Here is a 24,758-nt window from a genome sequence, read left to right on the forward strand (position 1 = left end):
GGCCGGCTACTCGCACTCCATCGCCAACATCATGACCACCGCCGCCGCCCACACGGGATTGAAGGCCACCTTCGATGAAAAAACACAAGAAGTCATGGTCGGTGGAAAAGTGTTCAAATATTAAATCGCAAAAAGGAGTGGTCAGTGGTGAACGAGACTTCAGGCTGATCACTCTTTCTTCATAATAAACAGTACTGATCTGACAGCCTGCGTCATGTGCCGCAGCCTGGATCAGAACTAAAAAAAGATCATCATACAAAGACATTTGCCTGTAACCGGTTTTGCCTGCCGGAGAACGCTGTTCCCCACTCATTTTTAAACAAACGTTTCCATTCAAAAGAGATGAATGAAGTTCTTTCTCTTATCTAATTATTTATCAAAATTCCACACGTTCAAATTTGATCAAAACTAAAATGTTATGAAAAATTTCTTGCGCTTCCGAAAGCGAGATTTTACCCGGGATAAGTATGCCCAGGAACAGCCAAGAAGCCTTGGTTTTCTGCTGGTTTTCTTTTTAGCGCTTTGCCTGCCGTTTGGGTTATTGGCGCAGGTTTCGTCCATGACTGTTTCCGGTCAGATCACCGATATGGCAAACAGCCCGCTTTCCGGCGCCAGCGTTGTTTTAAAGGGAACCAAACGAGGTGTCACCACCAACAATGAAGGAAAGTTTACGATGCCCCAGGTGCCCGGCAACGGTGTGCTCGTCATCAGTTACAGTGGCTATACCTCCCAGGAAGTTGCGGTCAATGGGCGATCGTCGATAAACATCAGCCTGGAAGGAGGGACGTCCAATATGAACGAGGTGGTGGTGATTGGCTATGGCCAGGCACGAAAGAAAGACCTCACGGGGTCGATCACCCAAATCCGCCCCGACAAAATTGCGGATGAAAACCCAAAGACGGTGCAGGATCTTCTTCGCGGAACGCCTGGATTGAGCGTGGGCTTCGACCCTTCGGCAAAAGGAGGGGGTACCATCCGCATTCGCGGGCAGCGTTCGGTGTATACGGATGGCGGACACAACGACCCGCTGATCATCCTGGATGGCACCATCTTCTACGGAGAATTATCGGAAGTCAATCCCGATGATATTGAGCAGATCGATGTGCTCAAAGACGCTTCGGCTGCGGCCATTTACGGAGCGAAATCGGCTAATGGTGTTTTGATCATCACCACCAAAAAAGGGAAAAAAGGCAAGCCAAAGATCAACCTGACGTCCAATCTCGGTATTTCTACCATGGCGAGCAATCGTAAGGTTTTCGGGCCGGAAGGCTACATGCAATACCGGCAGGATTGGTACAAGGCTCCAACGTACGGAATCAATCCGGCGACCGGTAAGTACGAAGCCTATCAAACGCCTGTTTCGGCGACGCAAAATAAAAACCTGCCCGGCTTCTACGACAGGCCGACAGACGAAAACCTGGCCCAATATGGGATTACCGTTGACCAATGGAAAGCCTATACGGCTGCCACAAACGGTACGGCTTCTGCGGAGGAAATCTGGGCCAAGCGACTGCTGCTGCAGGCAACGTCTTTGACGAATTTTTTGAATGGCCAGACCTTCGATTGGTACAACCAGAGCTTTCAAACGGGCATCAGCCAGGATCACAACATCAGCGTGTCGGGAGCCACCGACCAGTTGAATTATTACATGTCACTCGGTTACCTGTCGAATGAAGGGGTGGCCCGGGGCAACACCTACAGTGCCGTTCGTTCAAACCTGAAACTGGATGCCAAAATCACCAAATGGCTGGACATCGGTGCGAACATCAATTTCCAAAACCGTACGGACGGTGACCTTGCCGTGGATTGGGGAGCGCAAATCTTACGCAACTCTCCCTATGCCGCGTACAAGGACGCCAACGGAAACCTGACGGTTCACCCGATGGGTGATGGTTCGGTCGCCAACTACGGTTACAATTACGCGTTTAACCGCCAGTACCTCGACCTGGACAAAGGCTACATGGTACTGAACACCATCCTGAACGCCAAAGTGAAACTGCCGTTCAATATCACCTATTCCTTCAATGCGTCGCCGCGTTACCAGTTCTTCCACGACCGTTACTGGGAATCCTCGCAGCATCCCGACTGGAAGGGAACCAACGGGCTGGTGAACCGCGAACAAACCCAGCGTTTCGACTGGTCGCTGAACAATACCATCAACTGGGAACAGACCTTTGCCCGCAAGCACCGTGTAAATGTTACCCTTGTGCAGGAGTCGGAAAAACGGCAACGCTGGCAGGATAGAATTGAAGCCCGCAACATTCTGCCGAGTGATGTGCTGGGTTTCCACGAAACGTTTTACGGGGATAAGAACAAGAGTACGTACAATACCGACGATATTTTGGAAACCGCCGATGGGATGCTGGCCCGCCTGTTCTATGCGTACGACAGCCGCTATATGCTGACGACTTCTGTTCGTCGCGATGGCTATTCGGCATTTGGTTCGTCCAATCCGAGGGCCACGTTTTTCTCTGCGGCGCTTGCCTGGACCTTTACCAACGAAAAGTTCTTCCACTGGCAACCGTTGAGCACCGGTAAGCTACGTTTGTCGTGGGGACAAAACGGTAACCGGGCACTGGCCAACCCTTACCTGGCGCTGGCCAACCTGGGTATCGGCGCCGGGGCTACCATGGGTTACCTGGATCCCAGCGGCAACCTGCTGCAGTACCGGTACCTTTTGATGGATCGCCTGGCCAACCCGGACCTGAGCTGGGAAAAATCAGAAGCCTTCAATGCCGGTCTGGATTTCGGTTTCCTGAACAACCGCATCACCGGAACGTTTGATTACTTCATCACGCCAACGGTAGATATGATCATGAACCGGTCACTGCCCGGCTTCTCCGGATTTGGCAGTATCACCACCAACCTGGGTAAAGTGGAGAACAGGGGCTTTGAGCTTTCGGTGATTTCCCAGAACATCCGCCAAAAGAATTTCAACTGGAATACCACCTTCGGTTTTTCGAAATACAAAAACACGATCAAGCATCTTTACTACGATTATGTTGATGTGCTGGATGCGCAGGGAAATGTGATTGGATCAAAAGAAAGAGATGACGTTGGCAATGGCTGGTTTATTGGGCAGCCCATCGGTGTGATCTGGGATTACCGGGTTACCGGCATCTGGCAGCCCAACGAAGCGGCAGAAGCCGCCAAGTATGGCCAACGTCCAGGCGATCCGAAGGTGGCCAATAACAATACCGCCAACGATGTGAAAAATCCCAACGGCACCATTACACCCGTGTATGATAACAACGACAAAGAATTCCTGGGTCAGACCAATCCGCCCATCATGTGGTCGCTCAGAAACGAGTTCAATTATAAAAACCTGGACTTCTCGTTCAATATGTATTCGTATTGGGGACATAAAAGCCTGAGTGGTTCTTACCTGAACCAGGACAACGGCACCTCGCAGGTCACCTACATGCAGAATACGTATGAAAAAACTTATTGGACACCGGAAAATCCAACCAACGAGGTTGCACGGCTGGACTCCAGGGGACCGTCAAACCTCAATTCGCCGGGTAAGCTTTACGACCGCTCGTTTATCCGACTGGACAATGTCACGCTTGGCTATGCACCGACGTTAGGCTTTCTTGCCAAACGCGGGATCGAAAAACTGAAGCTATACGCCTCCGTGCGCAACGTGGCTGTCTGGAAAAAAGACAAGACCTGGAAATACTGGGATATCGAAACCGGTGGACTTGCACCGAGAATCTACACGTTTGGATTGAACGTAAGTTTTTAAAGAAAAAGAGTCATGAAAAAATATTATTCTAAGCATAGAACCTCTCCTCTATCACTCACTTTCCTGCTTTTGGCGGGAATGGCAATGAGCTTTTCGAGCTGTAAAAAAGATTTTTTGAAACCAGAGCCGCAATCGTTTTTCGAGCCCGACGCCACCTTTTCAACGAAGAGCGGCCTGGATGCGGCAATGGCTATTTGCGATCGCCACCTGCGGGGGTACTGGACGAATACGTCCTCGCAGGACATTGGTCTTCCGATCAATTCGGAATACATGTTTTCTGACGTGGCGGTGGCCGGTAAAACCGATGATGGTGCCATATTCGCGGATATTGCCACCCGGTTGTCGCCCACCAGTTTGCCGGAACAACTGGGTCATTTTTGGACAGAGACCTATAACGGGGTCAAATATGCGAATACCATTCTTCGGTACGTTGGGTCGGTAGACGGACTGGACGAGGCCACGAAGAACCAATACCGGGGCCGGGCCCTCTTTCACCGGGCCTTCCGGTACATGGCGCTTTGTTTTCAGTTCAAAGACGTGCCCCTGGTCACGAAAATCCTTGAATCCCCGAAAGTGAATTATCGCACCACCAGGCGTGAAGCGATTTTGCAGAAAATGACGGAGGATATGGAGCAGGCGGTGCAATGGGTGCCCGACCAGTCACAAATGAATATGGTTGGATTGGTGAACAAAGGCGCCTGCCGCCAATTGCTGATCAAATGTTACCTGGCAACAGGACAATTCGAGAAAGCGATCAAACAAGCCGATACCCTGATCAACCTCTCGGGCTACTCCCTGATGACAAATAATTTCGGAACCTTCATCAGCCCTTACGCAGGAACCTGGCCGATTACCCGCAACGTAGTTTGGGACCTGCACCGCCCCGAAAACAAAGCCATCGGTGCGAATAAGGAAACCATCCTGGTCATGATCAACCGGAACAATACCGATATGGGGGTCAAGATGAACTCCATGCGTAACTGGCTTCCCTTCCTGGACAATGGTTCTACCAAAGCTCCCGATGGGAAACAGGCTGTTCGGTTTTACCCGACGTCAAATGCAAGCTTTCGGGCACAATACGATTACGTTCATGCCATTGGCCGCGGGATTGCCCATATCCGCCCGACTTACTTTGCCCAAAAATCCGTGTGGTATGTAAACGGTGTGGATGACCAGGGCGATCTGCGCCACAACAGCGCAGTCGGCAACTGGGCACGTATGGACTCCATCAAGTACAATGATCCCAGCAGCACGGCGTGGTTTGGCAAAAACCTTCGCCTTTACAGTGCTTCCGGTGCCCTTTTGTGTACTGATACCGTTCGCAACTGGTTCGACTGGCCCCATTACAAGTATTACATCGAAGACCCGACTGAAACTCAAAACCCCAATGAAGCGAACCACCGCGGTGGTGCTGGCGACTGGTATTGTTACCGCCTGGCGGAAACCTACCTGCTGCGTGCCGAAGCCAAATATTATAGCGGCGATATTGCCGGTGCAACGGCCGATGTAAACGTGGTCAGACAGCGTGCAAAATGTGCCCAACTGTTCACAACCGTAACGATCGGCGACATCATGGATGAGCGTGCCCGCGAACTGAACATGGAAGAATGGCGGTTTACTGAGCTTAGCCGCGTTTCGTATTGTCTTGCCCTAAGCGGCAAATCCGATGAGTGGGGCAATACCTATTCAGTAGACAACCTGTCTGAAAACAGTTACTGGTTCCAGCGCATCCAGCATTACAGCGATTTTTACAACAAGGGAAGAGTAACGGTGAAAAACCGTTCCTATACCATGGCGCCGCACAATATCAACTGGCCGATCCCCCAGTCCGCTATCGACGCCAATAGTGGAGCCCGCATCCATCAAAATCCGGGTTACAGTGGTTACGATGCCGGCACAGCGATGTGGGAAAAATGGCAGGATGCCGTAGCCGACGAAGACACGCATTAAAGCGCAGATCTTTCTAACATATAGCAATCGGGAAAGGCCGGAAGAACTTTTCTTCCGGCCTTTCCCGATTGCCTGCTGGCGGCCCGGTAATGCGATAATTTGTTGCAATGCATCTGTTCTTTGTTTTCAACGTTTTTCCCCGCTGCCTATTCTTTGCCGGGCAGAAAGACCCAGCCGTCATTGCAGTATTACAATGACTTAAAACCACCGCCAGCGACAAAATGATCAAACGAACAAACAGCAAACCGACCATGACAAAACTTTGTCCCCAATTCTTGACCCTTTGGCTTTTAGGAATTTTCTTTCCGGCCAATGCCCAGGTAAAACGGGCACTGGCTTACCCGCTGATCACGCACAATCCTTATTCCAGTATCAGGTCCAACACCGATGAACTGGCGGCCCCCTCGACCCGCCACTGGACAGGAAAAGTCCAGTCGCTCATGGGTTGGATCAACGTGGATGGCAACGTGTATCGCTTTTTAGGAAAAGACCCAGATCGTTACCGGCCCATTGCACCGACGTCCGATCTCGAGTCCTACACGGTACGCTACACCGAACTCCCCCACCCGGGTGCCGCTGAGCGACTGGCACGAGACAACCAACGGACGACAGGTAGGCTTCCAGGCAAGAAGTGGTGGGCGGTTATTTCACCAAACTGCTCGAGCAAAAACAAAAAAAATAGACGGAGAGGACGCAAGGTGCAGCTCACACCAGCTTGGACGGTTTGCGGCAGGTTGCCTGCGAAGGAGAACAGAGGGAGAAAGGCTGCCCGCCACAGAATGCATTTCCCTTTTTTGGGGTCATCAATTGATACAAAAACCTCCGGCTTGCTCATCCGGTTGTAACATTGTAAAACCTGTTTATTTTTTTTGTAGAAATAAGAATACGCAATGTCTTTTCGTTTAAGCCTAACATTTATTCCTTCTAACAAGTTCAGCCTTTCGACCTATGGAAAACTGTTTCCGGTCGTTTGTGCGATCTTCTTCCTGGTAGCCTGCCATTCCGGCGAGCAAAGAACCGATCAGGCTTCTGTGGATACCGCAGCGATTAAAAATTCCATCGCGAATGCACCGGTCCTTTCCCCGGAAGAGTCCATCAAAAAGATGCGAATGGAAGAGGGCTTTGCCATAAAGCTGGTGGCGGCAGAACCGCTGGTCAATTCACCGGTTGCGATGACCTTTGATGAAAAAGGGCGCATCTGGGTTTGTGAAATGCAAAGCTATATGCCGGATACGTCGGGCACAGGTGAAGAGCAGCCAACCGGTACGATCGCTATCCTCGAAGACACGAACAAAGACGGCGTTATGGACAGCCGGAAAGTCTTCCTGGACCACCTGGTTTTACCAAGGGCTTTGAGCCTGATCGAAAACGGGCTGCTGGTTGCCGAACCGCCCAATCTTTGGTTTGTTGAAAACAACAACGATCAACCCGGCCGGAAAACACTGGTGGATTCAACCTATGCAGCCGGCGGCAATCCCGAGCACCAGGCCAATGGGTTGTTTCGCGGTCTGGACAATTGGATTTACAGCGCCAACTGCACGAAGCGTTACCGAAAACAAGGTGCAAAGTGGCTGGTTGAACGGACACATTCCAGAGGCCAATGGGGGATCTCGCAGGATAATGATGGCCGGCTGTTTTACAACAACAACTCCGAGAATTTATTGGGTGATTATTACCTGCCGGGTTTTGGAGCGACCAATCCGGCTCAAAAAAACATCGCCGGGTTTGAAGAAAAAATTATCCCCGATAACCGGGTTTATCCCATCCGGCCTACACCGGGTGTGAACAGGGGGTATATGAAGGGTGTGCTGGATGACAGCCTGCGACTACGAAATTTTACGGCGGCCTCCGGGCCAGTCATCTACCGGGGCGGCCTGTTTGGCAATGATCACCAGTTGAATGCTTTTGTTGGGGAACCGGCCGCGAACCTGATCAAGCGAAACATCTTAGACGAAAGTGGGTTTCGGGTAACCGGCAAGCAGGCCTATGAAAAGAAAGAGTTTTTGGCCAGCCTGGACGAACGCTTCCGCCCTGTGACCTTGTACAACGGGCCTGATGGCGCCCTGTATATTGTCGATATGTACCGGGGCATCATCCAGCACGAAACCTATTTGACAGACTATCTCAAAGGCGAGATCAAAAGCCGAAAACTGACACAACCGCTGAATTGCGGAAGAATTTACAAAATCGTACCGAAGGGGAAGGCTATTGCCGCAACAAACGTTCTGCCCTCCAATCCCGACAGCCTTGCCCTGCTGCTCAACCATCCGAATGGATGGCTGAGGGACAAAGCACAGCAGTTCATCGTGGACAACAAGCTGACGCAGTTGGCTCCTTTGCTCAGGCAAAATTTGCGGCAGGTAAACAATGCGGTTCTGGTCAATCATTCCTTATGGACATTGGAAGGATTGGGCTTACTGCAGGAGGAAGATATCTTCCCGCTCCTGCAGCAGGCAAACCGCCAGCTTCGTGTGCAGGCCCTCGGTGCCATGGCATCTCTGATCAGCAACGGGAAGATGCACAAAACCGGCCTTCCCGTTCTGAAACAGCTTGCCGGGCAAAAAGATACGCTGCTGGCGCCATACCTGGCCTTTGTCGCCAATTCGATAATGCCGTCTAACGGAGTTGCAGCAAATCAGCTTTTGCTTCAATTGGTGCGCCTCTATCCAAACAATATTTATGTTGCCGATGCGGTGATCAGCGCTATGAAGGGAAGGGAAGAGGTGTTTGCAAAACAGGTGAAATCAGTGATCGCCGATACAGCAATGGTGATCAATAAACGGTTGGCAACCGTCATCAACAACCGTAAAAATGCCCAGGGAAAAAACCCAGACATATTGAAAAAAACCTTTCCCAAAGGATATCAGCTTTTCAATGCAGTCTGCCAGACCTGTCATGGTGAGGACGGCAACGGGATCAAATCACTTGCCCCGCCACTCAACAAATCAGAATGGGTGGTAGGCAGCAAGAACAGGCTTATTCCGATTGTTCTGTATGGATTGACCGGGCCTATAAAAGTGAACGACAAAGTGTATAAGGCACCGGAGATCAACGGCGAAATGCCGGGGATTGGGAATAATAAGAGTTTCACGGATGAGGACATCGCACAGGTGCTCAGTTTCATCCGCTCTTCGTGGAGCAACAAAGCCGGGGAGATCAAGCCGGCAGAAGTCATGGAAATTAGAAAGAAGTACGCCGGCAGGCAAGCTGTATTGACTCAAGCGGAGCTGGACAGGCTGAAATAGATTGTTGGGGAACGGCAGGTTGGCCGGGGTACCCGCTGACGTGCGGCTGATTCAAATTGACAACTGAACGTCAAAAAAGAAAGGTGTAAGACCATACCCGGGAAAGCCAAGCCCTCGCAAAGACCCGGGTAAACGGAGAATCTTATTTTTGCATGCTAAACTATTTACCTGTTGTTTATATCCTCTACCGGAAGTACCCCAGTGCAGTTAATCAACCAGCAGGATACGCTACTGCAAAGCCTGCAGGAACTGGGGCGCTGCGATACCCTCAGCTTTGACATTGAATTTGATAACAACAGTTATGGTTATGGTGTGACCCTTTGCCTGGTGCAGGTGGCAACGCCCCAGGTCTGTTTTGTGTTCGATGGATTGAATAGCCTTGACCTCAGCGGACTGTATGCCCTGTTTGAATCGCCAGACATTCAAAAGATCGTGCATGCTCCCGGCGAGGACCTCCGGCTGCTGCACAGCCTCGGGTGCTTTCCTAAAAACCTGTTTGATACCGAAGTGGCGGCCCGTCTCCTGAATTATGAGCCCACTTCGCTAACCGTATTGCTGCAGGATAAGCTGAACTTCCGGATGGATAAAAAGCAACAACGGAGCAACTGGCTCCGCCGGCCGCTTTCGCCGGCGCAGGTGCAGTATGCGGCTGAAGACGTGATCTGGCTGCACCCGCTGAAAGCCATCTTGGAAGCCGAGGCCGCGGAACGGGCTCTTCTGCCCTTTGTTCGAGAAGAGCAGGAGATGCTAAGCACCATCGTTTACCCGGCACCAGCCAAAACAAATTTTTTGAAGCCGTCTGACCTGTATACCCTGAGTCCGCGGGAGCAATACATTGCCAATGAGCTGTTCCGCTATCGCGATGAGTTGGCCCGGTACATGAACCGGCCGGCTTACCAGGTAATGAGCGAAGAACTGGTTAGAGACCTGGCTACCGGCACCCGCCAGCCGGAAAGCATTTTACGGGAACCGGGGGTGCATCCCCGGTTCAAAAACAGCCGCTTTACCACCCAACTCCTGAAGCAGCTGGAACAGGCCGGAAGAGCAGCTACCGCCCAAAACCTTTCTCCCCAAAAACAACACCGGCCGAAACCGACACCTGCCCAACAGGCAGCCATGCGAAAAGCTGCAGAGGACCGGGAAAAAATATTTGTCCCCATCAAGCAGGCATTGGAGCAGCAATATGGGAGCCATGCCGCCAAATTCATACTTAGTAATAAAATGGTGAATAGCCTGGTGAATGGTGTCATCACCCTGCAGGAATTGCCCTCCTACCGGCAGGCGCTGATCCGTAACTATGCCGCAGCAGCAGGTATCAACCTGGATCGCTATGCCACCGGGACAGGAATGGGTTGATGAAGTCCTTCACAACGGCAATGCATATGTACCTGCTGAAGGTGGCGTCTTTTCCTTTCCCTTTTTGCCGCCCCTTTTTTTGAACAAAATCTGCCGGGACAAACCGGCCCCCGGCACCGCATTGAAGGGGCTCGCAACGATCGCCACACAATGCCAGCGAAGGCCCTGGGCGAAGAGGACGGCAAGGGAAGTGGTTGATCACCTGGCGAAAGGCTTTCATCTCCAGCTAATCACCTGGGAAACCAGTTAGCTAAAATGCGGCGTGTTGATCTATGTGAGGCGGGGAGTTTACTAACTAGCAACAGCGGGGGAAAAACGCTCCCATTTGGCGCAAGGCAATAGTGAGAATAGCATCAACAAACTGATCTATTATCTTCCTGTCAAATAAGTAAAAATACTTATCGTCTACTACAATACTTTGTTTAAGGTTTGAAGTTTTTTGAGAAAGTTTGATTATACCGAGCCAACGGAATTGTTTTTGTGGCGGTTTCCTGCCATGCAAAAACCTGGTTCGTATTTCAACAATCGAACGGGAATGGATTGATCATCTCATAAAAGCAGAAGTCTTATGAAAAGGGTTTGTTTAAAGTTCGAGACCATTCTTCGCCTTAGAGAGTTTTTAGATGTTGTTGCCCTTACAAAATACCAGCTCGACAGGATCAGCAACCGGATCATTGCAGAATTGAGCATAACAGATATAGAACTGGCCCAACGATGTTATCATGCGAAGGTTGTTCACTTGCAGCTGGCTTAGGTGTTTTCCTGATGAAAAACGATGAGTAGTTGTTATAGCTAAGATCGCCGGTTTGTGTACCAAAGGATAACTTCCGCATTGCCGTGTAAGGGATTGCCTGGAAGTGAAACAACATGTGCGGATCCTGAGGGACTCGGGCCTTTTTAGCGAAGTCGTTATTAAGTAACGACTCATTTCGCCGCGTCTTGACCTGGTTCAGGAACGGCATCAAAAGCAAAGGACAATTTCATCTTGGAAGGCTGGTTCGTTTTCATCTGCAACCACCAAATATGTCGAACGGCCTGCGTAATTGAGAGTTGCGCCAGCTTTTGGAAATAATCGTCATCCAGAAAAAAATACCTATGTCTGTGCAAGTACAATCATGCGACAGCAATTTCATTTGCCGCAGGCAATCGTAGCAGGCAGTCCATTTTCTGCGACTGCAAAAGAACCAGACTTGTTGTAGTGGATTGTTCCTCTGCATAAACGCCGGGATGATAAACGCTGCACTTCATTAAACGTAAGCAGGCTTGTGCGATTTCTCCATGGATTTTAAAAGGAGGGGACATTCAAATTTGCAGGCTACTACTTGCCTTTATTTCGAGATTGTTTTCTCCACGTGGATCATCTTTCCTTCGGCATTGATGCCCTCCATAATCAAGCGAAACCGCCTAGTGATGTCGCTGTTGTAAAATTGAAAGCGAAGATGCTTTCGACCTTTGTCCATGTAAATGGCCGGGTTCCAGTACAAGGTGATGCGTGCATCATCTGCTGCATCCCTTTCACCTGGCATGGCATAATCGGGTGAGTAAAATTCTTTCACGGGAGAGTACCCCATCAACTGCACGGCATTCAATCCTTTTGCAGTGGTGCTAGGCTGCACGTCGCCACCCTTGCGGGTATAAATAGCAATGACACCACCGCCGCCGCCCGACACAATGCTTTCACCCGGCCGGAAGACCTTTATATAGGCAATGTCGTTGACCGGCATGGAAGCGATCATGCTGATGTCGGTTTGCATTTCATTAAAGTAAAGAACCGGGGTACCGCCGCGCCAGCTAAGAGAAGTGTTGCTGCCGTTGCCCGTAATTTGCAAGCCGGCCACCTTTCCCTGCAGGTATTGAAAAATGTCCATGTAAGCGCCGGCCAGGGGATCGTTCACCAGGTCAAAGCTGTTGGCATTACCGGAGAATAGTCCACTCACATATTTTTCATCCATCATTTCCTTGGGCGTCCTGGCTTTTGCCCTGACGGTAACGTTTTCCAGCATGCCTTTTTGCGCCAATTGCTGCCTTGCCTGAACTGCCAGTCTGTTGCTGCTTTGGTTGCCGGCAAGGGCTGTGGTACTCACCTCCGGCAGGTTTAGCAGGACAGCGGAATCAAGTGCTGCTTTTTTGTAGCTTTTGTACAAACCATTGTCCAATAGCAGCATGCTCTTGTCGAACGAAAGGGATTTCTTGTTGAAATTAAAATAAAGCCTGGCCTTGTCATAAAACACCAAACCTTCGGTAAAGACATTCCCCTTGCGATCAATTGGCAGGTTGATAATGGTCTTGGCAGAGTCGGCCGTTTCTAAAATCCCGGTTAGTTGCAGGTCGGGACTGTAGCTGCCCGGTGGCATGCCGGCAACCTGCCCTTTCAGACTCAGGTAGTTGCTTTCTTTCCATCGCGGTACGGGCAGCGTGGCGGCAAACACATTATCCCAGTTGTAGCGCCGCCAGCCATGAGTCATCATCACCAGGTCGAGGTAAACGGAAACGCTGTCGTCGTTGCTGTAGAAATAATAATAGGGATCGTTGATTTTTCCCCGTAGCTCACCAGTCAGCAGCATGCGGCTGATGATGTTGTCGTCGAGACGGTTGGTTTCGTGCAGGTCTGCGTCTGTGATAGACAGCGAAAGATTGGCCGGCAAGGTATCCGACATGATCACTTCCACGCGGTTCAACTGCCGGCGGGCCAAACCTTTTTGCGAAAGGAATACATCGCCGTCAAATTCATAATCGTGGTTGTTGACAAAACTGATTCGTTCTGCCAGTGGCTTGTTGTTGCTGTCGAAAAGCGTAATGACCAATATGCCCGATGACAGGTCTTTTGTGGGAAACACGCCGGAGGCTGCATCTTTATTCCGCAGGTCCACATTGGCCTGAAAGGCCAAACGCTGGTTTATCATTGCCACCAGGTGCAGTTGCTGTTTTGCTTCGGGCACTTGCGCCGTGCGCTGGATGGTGAAGCGCTTGCCCGCTGCCGCATCGGTGATCCGCAACGCCACGCCTTGTGGCTGGGCGGCCGGCAGCGGTGTTTGAAAGGTTTTTCCGTCACTGGTTTTCCAGGTGGCGGTATAGGTCTTCCCTTCCTGTGGCATGAGAACAAAGCGGCCCATGCCATCGTGCAGTGTTACTAATTCAGCCACTTTGATGCCGGTGTTATCTGCCACGCTTCCGGTAACAGTAACCGGCCCGCCCGCCTGGCTAGCGGCAATAAAGGCCACTACCGTGGGAAGACCATTGGTCAGGTCACCGCCCTCCGGCAAAAACCGCAGCACTGGCTTTGTTTGCGAAAGGGGCGTGTTTGTTGCCGCAGCTTTTGGCGAGAGCACTCGCAGGGCTTTTGTAAACAGGAAAGCGGTATCGCTGTTCAGTTCGGAAATGGTGTAGCCTCTGAAGTAAATGGCCGCTTTGCGAAAATTGGAGTCGAGGTCGAAGCTGCCAGCCGCTCCTGAAAACCGGATGGGAGCGACTTTTTGCTGTAGCACATTGCCTTGAAAATCGATCAGCTCCGCATAAAAATTCCTGCTGACATCGGCAGGCTCGTTGCCCGTGAAAAAATAGGCTTTGTACCAGATGGTTTCGCCGGGATTGTAATAACTCTTGTCGAACTGAACATACACTTTCTCCTGTGGGTCGGCTTTGTGTTGCAGGTCCACCAGAGAGTCGAGTGCTTGCGACGATGCACTGAAAAATACGGTGCTCAGAAAAAGGAGAAAAGCGAGTTGTTTTGCCATGGTAGCGGGAATCACTTGCTAAGTAAAGCGGTTTTCATCTTCGAAGAACGACATTAACAAGCTTTTTGTTTTGTTGTCGCGGTTGGTGTGCCGGCGGACACTTATACTGTGGCTAAACCGCCAATAAGGGCAGCAAACGTAAAATAACCTACATTTCGGCAGCATAAACACCCAACAAGAGCATTATTCACTTTCCTGGCTCCGCCTTTGTTTTTCCCTTTACTAAAAATCAATTGCATGCGTCTGCGACCTGTTGAAGATCGACCCAGTTGCAGAAAAACGTTGTCGTTTATTGTGAAAGAATGAAATGCCAGGACCTGGCACTTTGACCAACGATACAGCATAGGTGTTCTTCGAATTGCTCTTTTCTGTTTTAAACATTTATCGCAAATCCAGGCAAATCTGCTGGAGGCTGCCATTTTTAAGAATTTTGGGAAGTTGTTTTCGAAGATCCGTTGTTCTGCAGCTTTCCTTGCTTCTTCTTTCATAACCTTGTGTACCTAGTCGCATCCATCGCTTTGCAGAGTGGGTTGGCCGCCCTGGATTCCAGCCCGTTTAGCACTTGCTTGCTATCGTCCTGTTTAGGCAATTGGCCGGGTAATTGCTTGGTTTTTGCTGCAGCTTTTTGCTTTGGCTAAATGCAGCTAAATGACCGGTTTAGCAAGTTTCATTTCAACAAGGATTTGCGCTGCTGGTTGTCAATAGTGATCTTATTTTGTTCATACCTTCAACTAGAGGAACGGGAGCATCGGGATTGTCGGGGTAAAAAGCAAAGAGGCTGCTAGGAAGAACAAATCTGTTTGAAGCGGTTCACCCACTAAATAAACCAGACATGAAAAAACTTACCAGTATCCGGGTTTTACAAGTTGCACTTCTTTTTTCTGCCTTGCTGATCGCCGGTATGGCCGGTGCCCAATCGGCAAAAGACAAAAAATTGATCAAGGACGCAGCCGCCGGAAAAGAAGCCTTTCTCAGCTCTGATGCGTTGATGAAAAATCTCTTTAATGAGGCCTATGGTTATGCCATTTTTCCCAATATCGGAAAGGGAGGGATTGGCATAGGGGGCGCTGCCGGCAATGGCATTGTCTACGAAAAAGGAGCGATGATCGGGAAAGCAAGTATGCGACAGGTCAACATCGGCTTTCAATTCGGCGGCCAGGCCTACAGGGAAGTGATTTTTTTTGAAAACAAAGAGACGCTTGATCGGTTTAAAGAAAACAAAGTGGAATTGTCTGCACAGGTCTCGGCTATCGCGGTGAAAACCGGTGCTGCAGCAACAGCAAAATATGCAGAAGGTGTTATGATCTTTACCCAGCAGAAAGGCGGGTTGATGTACGAGGCGACTGTTGGCGGACAGAAATTCGAGTTCAGTCCCTTCTAAACGTTTTTCATTGTCTTTCGCAAGTTGCCAGGCAATCGATCGTCTCTGCGACTGCTACTGGTGAAGGAGCCGTTTTCCTGTTTGGTTCAAATGGGTTTCCCGCCGTGGTGTTGAGCCCCTGGCGATGAGCTCACCCGGAATAAACTGGTGGGTGCTTTTTACAATTTCTGTCGTTGATTTCAGTTGATCGAATAAAATGGTCATTGCCGTTTTTCCGATTCTTTCAATGGGCTGGCGGATGGCAGAAATCCCGGGGGGTAGAAGTCAAAAGGTTCGCGGTCGTCAAAACACAAAACAGCCAAGTCAACCGGTATTTGCATATGGAGTTTTTGAAGGCTTTCCAGGCCGTCGATGCATAAATAGTAGGTAAAAAAAAGCATCCAGCCAGGGTCGCGGGGGCTTCGATTATTTCTATCCTTCTCTTCAGCAAGTACTTACCGGCCATTCGCTGAACGTTGTTATCAAAAAATCGACGTTACATGAACATGCTTCTTTGCGGTGCAGAAAGTTGCTGGTCGCCGCCGGTTGAAATAGTAACTGATTTTCTCACATAGCATCAATCAATCGATCATACCTCTTGTTTCGACAAGGGTTTTTTTGTGCAAGTGACATGTACTACCGGGAGCAGGCAATTTGCGTTGAGTCGAAACATAAAAGACGGGGTAATCTACTCCCGGAAGGTTGGTGATTGCGAAACGCCAATTCCTTGGTGTAGATGGGATGGTCAAATTCACGGGTAATCAGAGATTTTTGGTTCAGCCTGTGAAATATAATTACAAGACCAAGTGTTCTGCAAAGGGAAACCTAAAAACGGAACCGTGGATTTGCTTCACAAAAGGGACTTTATTTTTGCCGCAAGGGGCGGGAAAAACAACGACATAAAATTCTATCCTCTGCATGCATGCAGCTGGCTGAAACCGTCCTAGTAAAAGAGCGGCCGAAGTTGTAAATTGAGCTATAAACCAAAATGCAACGGTACTAAAAGGCGAAAAAACAATGAATGCCACTTCATCGCAGGCCTCACTTTGTTGAACGGCATAATTGACAAGTCATCATTCGGAAATAAATTCCTGGACTAATTTTTACAACCATAAAATTGGCAACAATGAAAAGTAAAAAGGGTAAGGGCATATTTCTTCTTTTCTTTATTGTCGCTGTGTCATGTGCAAATGCGCAATCTCCAATCAAGATTACTTTATTGGGAACCGGTGCGCCGGTTCCATCCATCGAACGGTTTGGCCCCAGCATATTGGTTGAAGCAGGCGGACAAAAACTTTTATTTGATTGTGGACGCGGGGCAGCTCAACGACTTTGGCAATTGAAAATTCCTTTGGGGCAGATAGATGCCTTGTTCCTCACGCATCTTCATTCAGATCATATCGTTGGCATTCCCGATGTGTGGCTTACCGGGTGGATACCGGCAGTGTACGGAAGAAGAGTATCGCCGTTCCAGGTTTTCGGACCCGATGGCACAAGGACAATGATGGCAAATCTTGTAGAAGCATTTTCCTGGGATATCAACACTCGCAGTAAAGAAAAAAATAAGGCTGACAGTGGCGTTTTTGTGAATGCTACCGATATTAAAGAAGGGTTCATTTGGGAAAGCAAAGGAATTAAAGTAACACCTTTCACTGTTCGTCATTCCGACATCATTGATTCGGCACTCGGTTACCGAATAGACTATGGGGGTCATTCAGTCATTCTTTCCGGTGATACGCGATACAGTGAAAACTTAATTAAGCATGCAAAAGGAGCAGACGTCGTTATTCATGAAGTAGCGGCTGCGCAGGCAGATTCTGTACGTAATTCACCGTTGGTTAAACAAATTCTCGGCTTCCATACATCGCCGGAAGATGCAGGAAAAGTGTTTGCACAAATAAAACCCAGGCTTGCAGTTTATTCGCATATTGTCCTGTTAACGTCCGATCCTTCCATTCCTCCACCGGCCATTTCTGAATTGGCCGTGCGTACGCAAAAAACTTATGGCGGACCCTTACAGATTGGCGAAGATCTTTTGACCATTGAAATTGGTGACAAAGTAAAAGTTTCCAGGTATACACCGACAGGTAACAAAGGCTCGGAAGGTATCAGGTAAAAAGCAAAATGGCTCCGCACAACGGGATCATATGTAAGAGGGGCGGCTAAAATCAATCAATGAACAACTGTACATTTGCCCGGCATTGCTTCCCGGCTGGACAAACAATGAATGCAGCCGTAGCGTCAATGCTTACACGATAACGTAGTTCAATCCCTATCTCAAAAAGTGGAAATGACCATTCGACACAACTTCAGGGGAAAATATATTATAAAGGCAGTTCTGTTTTGTTTTGTTTTTACCGCACTTTTGGTCGTTTTTTCATTTGCAAAAAACTGGATTCCGAATGAATTTGAAAGACTGGCTCACGGAATTATTGGAACACTTGCCGCTTTTTTAGCGACAGTTCTGTTTTTAAAATTTGACAGAAAACGGTTTTCAGACGTCGGGTTAACGTTTGAGCGAAATACTATCGTGAAGTTCTTTGGAGGCGTTATGGTCGGTGTCTTATTAATGGGGCTTTTGGCAGGAGGTGTTTTGTACTTTACTAACATGGAAATTGCTGTTAATCCTGGAAGCAATCTGTTGCATTTTCTCCTTGTGACAGCGCCATTGCTTCCCCTTGCGTTTATGGAAGAACTGGGTTTTCGGGCTTATCCTCTCCAAATCCTAAAAGAAAAAACCGGAATACGACTGTCGATTATCATTACATCCGTACTCTTTGCCGTCTACCACATTGCTAACGGCTGGACAATTGCAAGCTCATTTTATGGACCTGCCGTTTGGGGATTGGTGTTTGGATTGGCTGCAATCTATTCCAAAGGTATTGCCATGCCAACGGGAATTCATTATGCCGCTAATTTGACGACTTCTGCATTGGGGGCAGCAAATAGCACTGTTAGTATATGGACTGTAAAGCAATCTGGCAGCACCGCAGCAAAACAAGAAGGAATTGATTGGATTACCATCCTTCCCGCCTTCACTCTTTTCGTTTTCGCAATCGTTTGCATAGAGGCGTACATGGGAGAAAAGAATACCGCTAACTGTAATTTGGGAAAACCAGGAATGTCGAGGGGAAATGAGCACTAGCTCGTTATCACCACCAGTTACCTGCTGGACTTTTTGACTCAGCGTTGAACGATCATTGTATATCAAAATTCGAATTAGCATTTGCCTCAGCAGGCAAACAAAAAACCCGACTTTAACCAATACTCCATCGTGAGCAACATCCTTCAAGATTGAACGGCTTTTCATTGTTGCCTTTTCGACATGTTTCTCTTGCCAGCTAGAAATCAAGTGACACTTTTTGTTTTTCATTTTAAGAGGAAGGATTATAAAAAGTCATTGAAGTCCTATTCTGACAAATTCACTTGCCAAAACCCGAATCAGAGCCATCTACTCAACCTGCGTAAGCTGTCTGCATTGTGAACCGGTGCAAACACATCGACATACGGCAACGCGGCCTGCATACCGGCGGTTTCCGGCCGGTAGCCGGTAAAGCCCGCCAGCGGGTTTAACCAAATGATTTTTCGCGAAAGAGCCTTTATCGTTTCCATGCTTTGGCGGAGCAGTTCTGCATTACCAGTATCCCAGCCATCGCTGAGGATGATGACAATGGTGCGTTTATTCAGCACGCGGGAAGCAAATTCTTTCACGAAGCTGTTCAGGCTTTCGCCAATCCGGGTACCGCTGCTCCAGCTCTCACCCGCAGCACTGACCTGGCGCATGGCCTGTTCAAAATTGTTTTGCTTTAAAAGCGGCGAGATGTATTGCAGCGACGTGCCAAACACGAAGGTCTCCATCCGGCTGTACACTTGCTGAAAGGAATACATGAATTGCAAAAGGAAGGTGGCATAGAGTTCCATCGATTTACTCACATCGCAAAGAACCACCAAACGGGTGCGGTTGCGTTTTGGTTTTCGAAAAGCAAGTTCCAGCAACTCGCCGCCGCGACGCATATTTAACCGTAACGTCCTGCGCAGGTCCGGCAAGCCAGTTTTATTGGTTTGTTTGTATCGCCTGTTGACCTGCGCAGCCAGGCGCTTGGAAATGGCTTTGATGGTTCGCATCAATTCTTCCAGTTCGTCGGCAGGGACCAGCGAAAAATCTTTTTGCGACAGGTTCTCGTGAAAGCTGTACAAAGCCGTTTGTTCCTCTTCCTTGTTTTGGTGCGTATTCAGCCACGATTTCAATGATCGAAAGGACGGTGCCTTGCTTGCCGGTTTTACTGTCGCCTCTTCGTTGCTTTTGACTTTCGAGTCAACGGCCTTCGCCAGTTCTTTCCAGTATTGATTGAACAAGGGCTCGAATGCCTCTACCTGTGCCCGCGAACGGCACAAAACGGCTTGGAGTGCCAAACGGAATACCTGGTTATTGCTATAATCAACGGCCTGCAACGCGTTGAGTGCGGCGAGTTCTTCTTCCGCACCAACGGTAAAATTTTGCTTCCGCAGGAAGCGGCAGAACTGCACAACATTTTTCGAGAGGGAAGTCTCGCGGAAGATCATACGTCTATTTTTGAAATGACGCCGGTTTTTTCAAACAACTCGCTCAGGGAAAGTTGCGCCTGGCGGGTGTCTCTCCAGTCTTTCAGCACCACGCCCAGTGTTTGCTCAACAACGGTTTTATCCAGATGGTCGATGTGCAACGCCGACAAGGCCGTTGCCCAGTCAAGTGTTTCGGCTATGCCGGGTGTTTTCTCCAGTTTCATGTTCCGCAGGTTTTGCATGAAGCGGCAGATCTGTTGCCCCAGCTTTGCATCCACGCCGGGTAGTTTACGGGCAACAATCAACCATTCTTTTTCAAAGTCGGGATAGTCGATGTACAAATACAAACAACGCCTGCGCAGGGCTTCCGACAGCTCTCTTGTGCGGTTGCTGGTTAAAATGACCTGCGGAATGTGTGTGGCGTTGATGGTGCCGATTTCGGGAATGGTGATCTGCCAGTCGCTCAATACTTCGAGCAAAAAGCTTTCAAATTCCTCGTCCGAACGATCCACTTCATCAATGAGGAGCACCGGCTTCTGGTGGTGCGTGATGGCTTGCAACAGCGGCCGTTTCAGGAGGAAACTGTCACTAAAGATTGTTTTTTCTTTTTCGTCAACGGACTGCTGGTTGTGTTCCACCATTTTCAGGTGCAGGAGTTGGCGCTGGTAATTCCATTCGTACAGGGCATGCGTGGCATCGAGGCCTTCGTAGCACTGCAGGCGGATCAGGTCTGTTTGCAGGGCCCTTGCCATGACTTTGGCGATCTCCGTTTTTCCCACACCCGCCGGGCCTTCTACCAGCAGGGGTTTGTCCAGTTTCAGGGAGAGAAAAACAGACATGGAAACCGCATCATCGGATATATAGCCCTGTTCTGCCAGCAGGGAGCGGATGTCGCTAAGTTGAAATTCGTTTGTGTTGTGGGTGGACATTTATTGCGATTGCGGAAGTGACCGTTTTGAAAACATTGCCTGGTGCAACAGAAAAGCGGTATTTCTACCGCCTTCCATATGAATTCACCTTCGTTCAGGCAAGGGCCTGCAAGGCTCTTTTCAAATACACTTTTGCCAGGTGCCTGCGGTATTCAGACGACGCAAAATGATCGCTCAAAACATCCACCTCGCCGATGGCCGCATCCACTGCAGTATCGATCGTTGCGGTGTCCCAAGACTTGCCGTCAAACACCGCCTCGGCCCCACGGTCCCTGAACGGGGCTTCCGATACACCGGTAAAGGCAATGTTCACCCTGCCATCGGCTTTTCGTAAAACGGCACAACCCACAATGGCAAAGCGGGAAGCCGGTTGTTCAAAGCTCAAATACACCGACCGGGCACCTTCCTGAACTGGAATGCGAATGGCCACAATGATTTCATCCGGCAGCAACTGCGTCGAGAAAAGCCCGGTAAAGAAATCCGTTGCAGGAATGCTTCTGCCGCCCCCCGTGCCTTTTACATCAATGATCGCCTCGGCTGCCAGTACGGGTGCTGGCCAGTCGGCAGCCGGGTCGGCGTGGGCCAGGCTGCCGCCGATTGTGCCCCTGTTGCGTACCTGCACGTCACCGATAATACCCGCAGCTTGCGTGAAAAAAGGCAGGCGGTTTTTGATGAGGTCATTTGTCAGGATCTCGTAGTGGGTGGTACCGGCATTGATGACAATTTCACCGTCTTCCTCCTTTATTCCTTTTAAGGACGGGATGCCGGAGATGTCAACCAGTTTTGACGGCTGCGTCAGGCGCATTTTCATGGCGGGGATCAGGCTGTAGCCACCGGCTAAAAGTTTGCTGTCGCCGTCTGAAAGGGCTGCAATAGCTTCTTCCACCGTTGCGGGTTTTGTATAGTCGAATGCAGTGGGTATCATGTTGGAGATTTTAAAATGAAAGTTGTTACGCTGTTTGCATGGCCCGCCATACTTTTTCAGATGTGATGGGCATCCGGAGGTCTTTTACGATGTGGCCACCACTCCAGAGCGCATCGATCACGGCATTGACAACCGCCGGTGTGGATCCGATGGTTCCGGCTTCACCGGCTCCTTTCACGCCAAGCGGATTGTGTGGGCAAGGCGTGACCTGCCCGGCCGTTTCGATCATGGGCAGGTTGTCGGCCCGGGGCATGCAGTAGTCCATGTACGTCCCGTTGGTTAATTGTCCGTTCTCGTCGTACTCGGCACCTTCGAAAAGCGCCTGCCCAACGCCCTGCACCACGCCGCCGTGTATCTGGCCTTCTACGATCATGGGGTTGATGACATTGCCCACATCGTCAACGGCAATGAAACGCCTGAGTGCCAGGGTCCCGGTTTCCTTGTCCACTTCCACAACGGCGATGTGACAACCGAAGGGATAGGTAAAGTTGGCGGGATCGTAAAAACTGCTGAAGTCCAGTCCCGGTTCCAGGTCTTTCGGGTACACGTGCGGCACATAGGCTGTCAACGCCACATCCGCAAACGAAACCGATTTGTTGGTACCCTTTACAGTAAACCTTCCGCCTGCAAACTCCAGGTCCTCTGCGTTGGCCTCCAGTTTATGGGCCGCGATTTTCTTTCCTTTTTCAATGATCTTTTCCACACTCTTCATGATCGCAGAGCCTCCCACGGCAATGCTCCGTGAGCCGCAGGTGCCCATCCCGAAAGCAACGCTGTCGCTATCGCCGTGAATGACTTCCACATCTTCAAACGCAATCCCCAGTTTGTCGGCTACCACCTGGGCAAAGGTTGTTTCATGTCCCTGGCCATGCGAATGCGTACCGGTAAAAACACTGACCTTACCGGTTGGCTGCACCCTGACCTGTCCCACTTCGTACAGGCCGGCCCTTGCGCCCAGGGCACCCACAACGGCCGACGGTGCAATGCCGCAGGCTTCGATGTAGGTGGAAAAGCCAACACCCAACAGTTTGCCGTTTTGCGCCGCTTCTTTTTGCCGCTTGCGGAAATCTTCATACCCCAGCATCTCCAGGCCTTTCTTTAGCACGCCTTCGTAGTTGCCGCTGTCGTATTGCAAGGCAACCTGCGTTTGGTAGCCGGGTTGGTTGACTCCATCGAAGGGCGGAATAAAATTTTTAAAGCGCAGTGCTGCCGGGTCGATCCCCATTTCATGCGCAGCCAGATCCATCAACCGTTCCAGCAGGTAGGTGGCTTCGGGGCGACCTGCACCGCGGTAGGCATCCACCGGTGTGGTGTTGGTGAAAACCGCTGTGACGTCAACGTTGATCTTGGGCGTGGTGTACAGGCCTTGTAGCAGGGTGCCGTGCAGGTAGGTCGGAACACAGGTGGAAAACGTAGACAGGTAAGCACCAAGGTTGGCAAAGGTTTTTACCCGCAGGGCCACCGCTTTCCCTTCCTTGTCGAAACCCATTTCGGCTTTGGTGATGTGGTCGCGGCCGTGTGCATCGGTTAAAAAACTCTCCCGGCGGTCGGCCGTCCATTTTACCGGCCGGTTGATCTTGTGCGAAGCCCAGGTAAGCAGGGCTTCTTCGGTGTAATGGAAAATCTTGCTGCCAAAACCGCCACCCACATCCGGACCCACCACCCGCACTTTGTGCTCCGGGATACCCAGGACAAAGGCACTCATCAGCAGGCGGATCAGGTGCGGATTTTGGGTACTGGTGTACAGCGTGTACCGGCCGTTGGCCGCGTCGTACGACGCATTGTAGCTGCGGGGCTCAATGGCATTGGGGATCATGCGCTGGTTCACAAATTCTAGCATGGTCACGTGGGCGGCGGTGGCCATCGCCTGGTCCACTTCGGCTTTCGGATTGCCCAGTTCCCAATCGTAACACATATTGTTTGGCGCTTCATCGTGCACCTGCGGGGCTCCGGGCTTTACGGCTTCTGCTGCATTGACCACCACCGGCAGTTCCTCGTATTCCACCTGCACGGCTTCCGCCGCATCGCAGGCCTGCTCCCGTGTTCCGGCAATCACAATGGCAACGGCTTCCCCGGTATAACGAACCTTGCCTACGGCAAGCAGCGGATGCTTGGGCTCTTTCATGGTGTCGCCGTTCTTGAAGTTGACCTGCCAGCCGCAGGGCACGCCATTGATGGCGGCAACATCGGCACCGGTGTAAATGGCCACTACGCCGGGCATGGCCAAAGCCGCTGCCGTATCAATGCTGCCAATCTTTGCATGTGCATACGGCGTTCGTACAAAGGCAGCATAGGTTTGCCCGGGAAGAATGATGTCGTCCGTATAGTTTCCCTTACCGGTAATGAATCGATTGTCCTCGACCCGCTTTACCGATTTCCCGATCAGTCCATTTGTCGTGCTCATACAACCACCTCCTCTTTCTTTTCTTTTGTGACTGGTTTGGATTCGCTCATTTTTTCTGCCGCCAATTGCACTGATTTGACAATATTCTGGTAACCCGTGCAGCGGCAAAAGTTCCCTTCCAGGGCAGTGCGTATCTCTTCTTCCGTCGGATGGGGATTTTGCTTTAGATAGTCAGCTGCCGTCATGATCACGCCGGGTGTGCAGAAGCCACATTGCAGGCCGTGCATTTCTTTGAAGCTTGTTTGCAAGGGGTGCAGTTCGCCGTTTTGTGCGAGGCCTTCAATGGTGGTGATTTCGCAGTTGTCTGCCTGAACGGCAAAGAGGGTGCAACTTTTGGCAGCCTTGCCATTGACGTGAACCGTGCAGGCGCCGCAAATGCTGGTTTCGCAGCCGATGTGTGTACCGGTCAGCCGCAGCACATCCCGCAGGTAATGCACGAGCAGGAGCCGCGGCTCCACATCATGCTTATATTCCACTCCGTTGACCTTAACGTGAATTTGCATAATCAGGAAGTTTGGGTTTATAAAATAATATTGACTGGTAACCGTGTTGTTCATTTTGCATTCCT

The 24,758-nt window shown here is 50.2% G+C and carries 18 protein-coding genes; 10 read left to right on the forward strand and 8 right to left on the reverse strand.

What is annotated here, in order from left to right; translation table 11 throughout:
* Positions 1 to 418: 418 nt before the first annotated feature.
* The 7 genes from D6024_RS20180 to D6024_RS20210 all read left to right on the forward strand — a co-directional run bounded on the left by D6024_RS20180 (position 419) and on the right by D6024_RS20210 (position 11,050).
* A complete protein-coding gene (locus D6024_RS20180) occupies positions 419 to 3,745 on the forward strand; it encodes a SusC/RagA family TonB-linked outer membrane protein (RefSeq protein ID WP_121356579.1) in 3,327 nt (1,108 codons plus the stop codon).
* A 114-nt stretch (positions 3,746 to 3,859) separates the two neighbouring features.
* Positions 3,860 to 5,695: a RagB/SusD family nutrient uptake outer membrane protein gene (locus D6024_RS20185; protein WP_240410104.1), complete on the forward strand. Its 1,836-nt coding sequence runs from the start codon at positions 3,860 to 3,862 to the stop codon at positions 5,693 to 5,695.
* 251 nt (positions 5,696 to 5,946) lie between these two features.
* Positions 5,947 to 6,540, forward strand: coding sequence for a DUF4964 domain-containing protein (locus D6024_RS20190; RefSeq protein WP_121356727.1), 594 nt, complete (start codon positions 5,947 to 5,949; stop codon positions 6,538 to 6,540).
* Positions 6,541 to 6,585: 45 nt separating this feature from the next.
* A complete protein-coding gene (locus tag D6024_RS20195; protein WP_121356581.1) occupies positions 6,586 to 8,940 on the forward strand; it encodes a DUF7133 domain-containing protein in 2,355 nt (784 codons plus the stop codon).
* A gap of 201 nt (positions 8,941 to 9,141) precedes the next feature.
* On the forward strand, positions 9,142 to 10,296 hold the full coding sequence (locus D6024_RS20200) for a ribonuclease D (RefSeq protein WP_162944903.1): 1,155 nt from the start codon (positions 9,142 to 9,144) through the stop codon (positions 10,294 to 10,296).
* On the forward strand, positions 10,271 to 10,546 hold the full coding sequence (locus D6024_RS20205; RefSeq protein ID WP_121356583.1) for a hypothetical protein: 276 nt from the start codon (positions 10,271 to 10,273) through the stop codon (positions 10,544 to 10,546). Before D6024_RS20200 ends, D6024_RS20205 begins: the two co-directional genes overlap by 26 nt.
* A gap of 318 nt (positions 10,547 to 10,864) precedes the next feature.
* Positions 10,865 to 11,050 (forward strand): hypothetical protein, encoded by a 186-nt coding sequence (locus tag D6024_RS20210; RefSeq protein ID WP_121356584.1) that lies wholly within the window; start codon positions 10,865 to 10,867, stop codon positions 11,048 to 11,050.
* Between the two features lie 574 nt (positions 11,051 to 11,624).
* On the opposite strand, the gene D6024_RS20220 is transcribed toward D6024_RS20210, so the two are convergent.
* Both D6024_RS20220 and D6024_RS20225 read right to left on the reverse strand, forming a co-directional pair.
* The gene (locus D6024_RS20220) at positions 11,625 to 14,030 is read right to left on the reverse strand and encodes a hypothetical protein (protein WP_121356586.1); all 2,406 of its coding nucleotides are present in this window, start codon (positions 14,028 to 14,030) and stop codon (positions 11,625 to 11,627) included.
* A gap of 101 nt (positions 14,031 to 14,131) precedes the next feature.
* Positions 14,132 to 14,518, reverse strand: a complete 387-nt coding sequence (locus D6024_RS20225; protein WP_121356587.1) for a hypothetical protein — start codon at positions 14,516 to 14,518, stop codon at positions 14,132 to 14,134.
* A 344-nt stretch (positions 14,519 to 14,862) separates the two neighbouring features.
* On the opposite strand from D6024_RS20225, the gene D6024_RS20230 reads away from it, so the two are divergent.
* The gene (locus D6024_RS20230) at positions 14,863 to 15,411 is read left to right on the forward strand and encodes a lipid-binding SYLF domain-containing protein (protein ID WP_121356588.1); all 549 of its coding nucleotides are present in this window, start codon (positions 14,863 to 14,865) and stop codon (positions 15,409 to 15,411) included.
* 54 nt (positions 15,412 to 15,465) lie between these two features.
* On the opposite strand, the gene D6024_RS20235 is transcribed toward D6024_RS20230, so the two are convergent.
* Positions 15,466 to 15,660 (reverse strand): substrate-binding domain-containing protein, encoded by a 195-nt coding sequence (locus D6024_RS20235; RefSeq protein ID WP_121356589.1) that lies wholly within the window; start codon positions 15,658 to 15,660, stop codon positions 15,466 to 15,468.
* Positions 15,661 to 16,516: 856 nt separating this feature from the next.
* Between D6024_RS20235 and D6024_RS20245 the strand changes: the two genes are divergently transcribed.
* Positions 16,517 to 17,506: an MBL fold metallo-hydrolase gene (locus D6024_RS20245; protein WP_121356591.1), complete on the forward strand. Its 990-nt coding sequence runs from the start codon at positions 16,517 to 16,519 to the stop codon at positions 17,504 to 17,506.
* A 174-nt stretch (positions 17,507 to 17,680) separates the two neighbouring features.
* Positions 17,681 to 18,535 carry a CPBP family intramembrane glutamic endopeptidase gene (locus D6024_RS20250; RefSeq protein ID WP_121356592.1) on the forward strand — a complete coding sequence of 285 codons (855 nt, stop codon included), beginning with the start codon at positions 17,681 to 17,683 and terminating at the stop codon, positions 18,533 to 18,535.
* A gap of 296 nt (positions 18,536 to 18,831) precedes the next feature.
* Here D6024_RS20250 and D6024_RS20255 read toward each other — a convergent pair whose 3' ends face one another.
* The 5 genes from D6024_RS20255 to D6024_RS20275 form a co-directional block, all read right to left on the reverse strand.
* A complete protein-coding gene (locus D6024_RS20255) occupies positions 18,832 to 19,953 on the reverse strand; it encodes a vWA domain-containing protein (protein ID WP_121356593.1) in 1,122 nt (373 codons plus the stop codon).
* Positions 19,950 to 20,861, reverse strand: a complete 912-nt coding sequence (locus D6024_RS20260) for an AAA family ATPase (protein WP_121356594.1) — start codon at positions 20,859 to 20,861, stop codon at positions 19,950 to 19,952. The genes D6024_RS20255 and D6024_RS20260 overlap by 4 nt, the downstream gene beginning before the upstream one ends.
* 94 nt (positions 20,862 to 20,955) lie before the next feature.
* Complete coding sequence (locus tag D6024_RS20265) at positions 20,956 to 21,786, reverse strand: FAD binding domain-containing protein (RefSeq protein WP_121356595.1); 831 nt, start codon at positions 21,784 to 21,786, stop codon at positions 20,956 to 20,958.
* A 25-nt stretch (positions 21,787 to 21,811) separates the two neighbouring features.
* Positions 21,812 to 24,190 (reverse strand): xanthine dehydrogenase family protein molybdopterin-binding subunit, encoded by a 2,379-nt coding sequence (locus tag D6024_RS20270; RefSeq protein WP_121356596.1) that lies wholly within the window; start codon positions 24,188 to 24,190, stop codon positions 21,812 to 21,814.
* Entirely contained in the window at positions 24,187 to 24,693 is a 507-nt protein-coding gene (locus tag D6024_RS20275) for a (2Fe-2S)-binding protein (RefSeq protein WP_121356729.1), read from the reverse strand. Before D6024_RS20275 ends, D6024_RS20270 begins: the two co-directional genes overlap by 4 nt.
* Positions 24,694 to 24,758: the final 65 nt, after the last annotated feature.

It is taken from the genome of Flavisolibacter nicotianae (genome assembly GCF_003628535.1).
In the GTDB taxonomy this organism is placed as follows: domain Bacteria; phylum Bacteroidota; class Bacteroidia; order Chitinophagales; family Chitinophagaceae; genus Flavisolibacter; species Flavisolibacter nicotianae.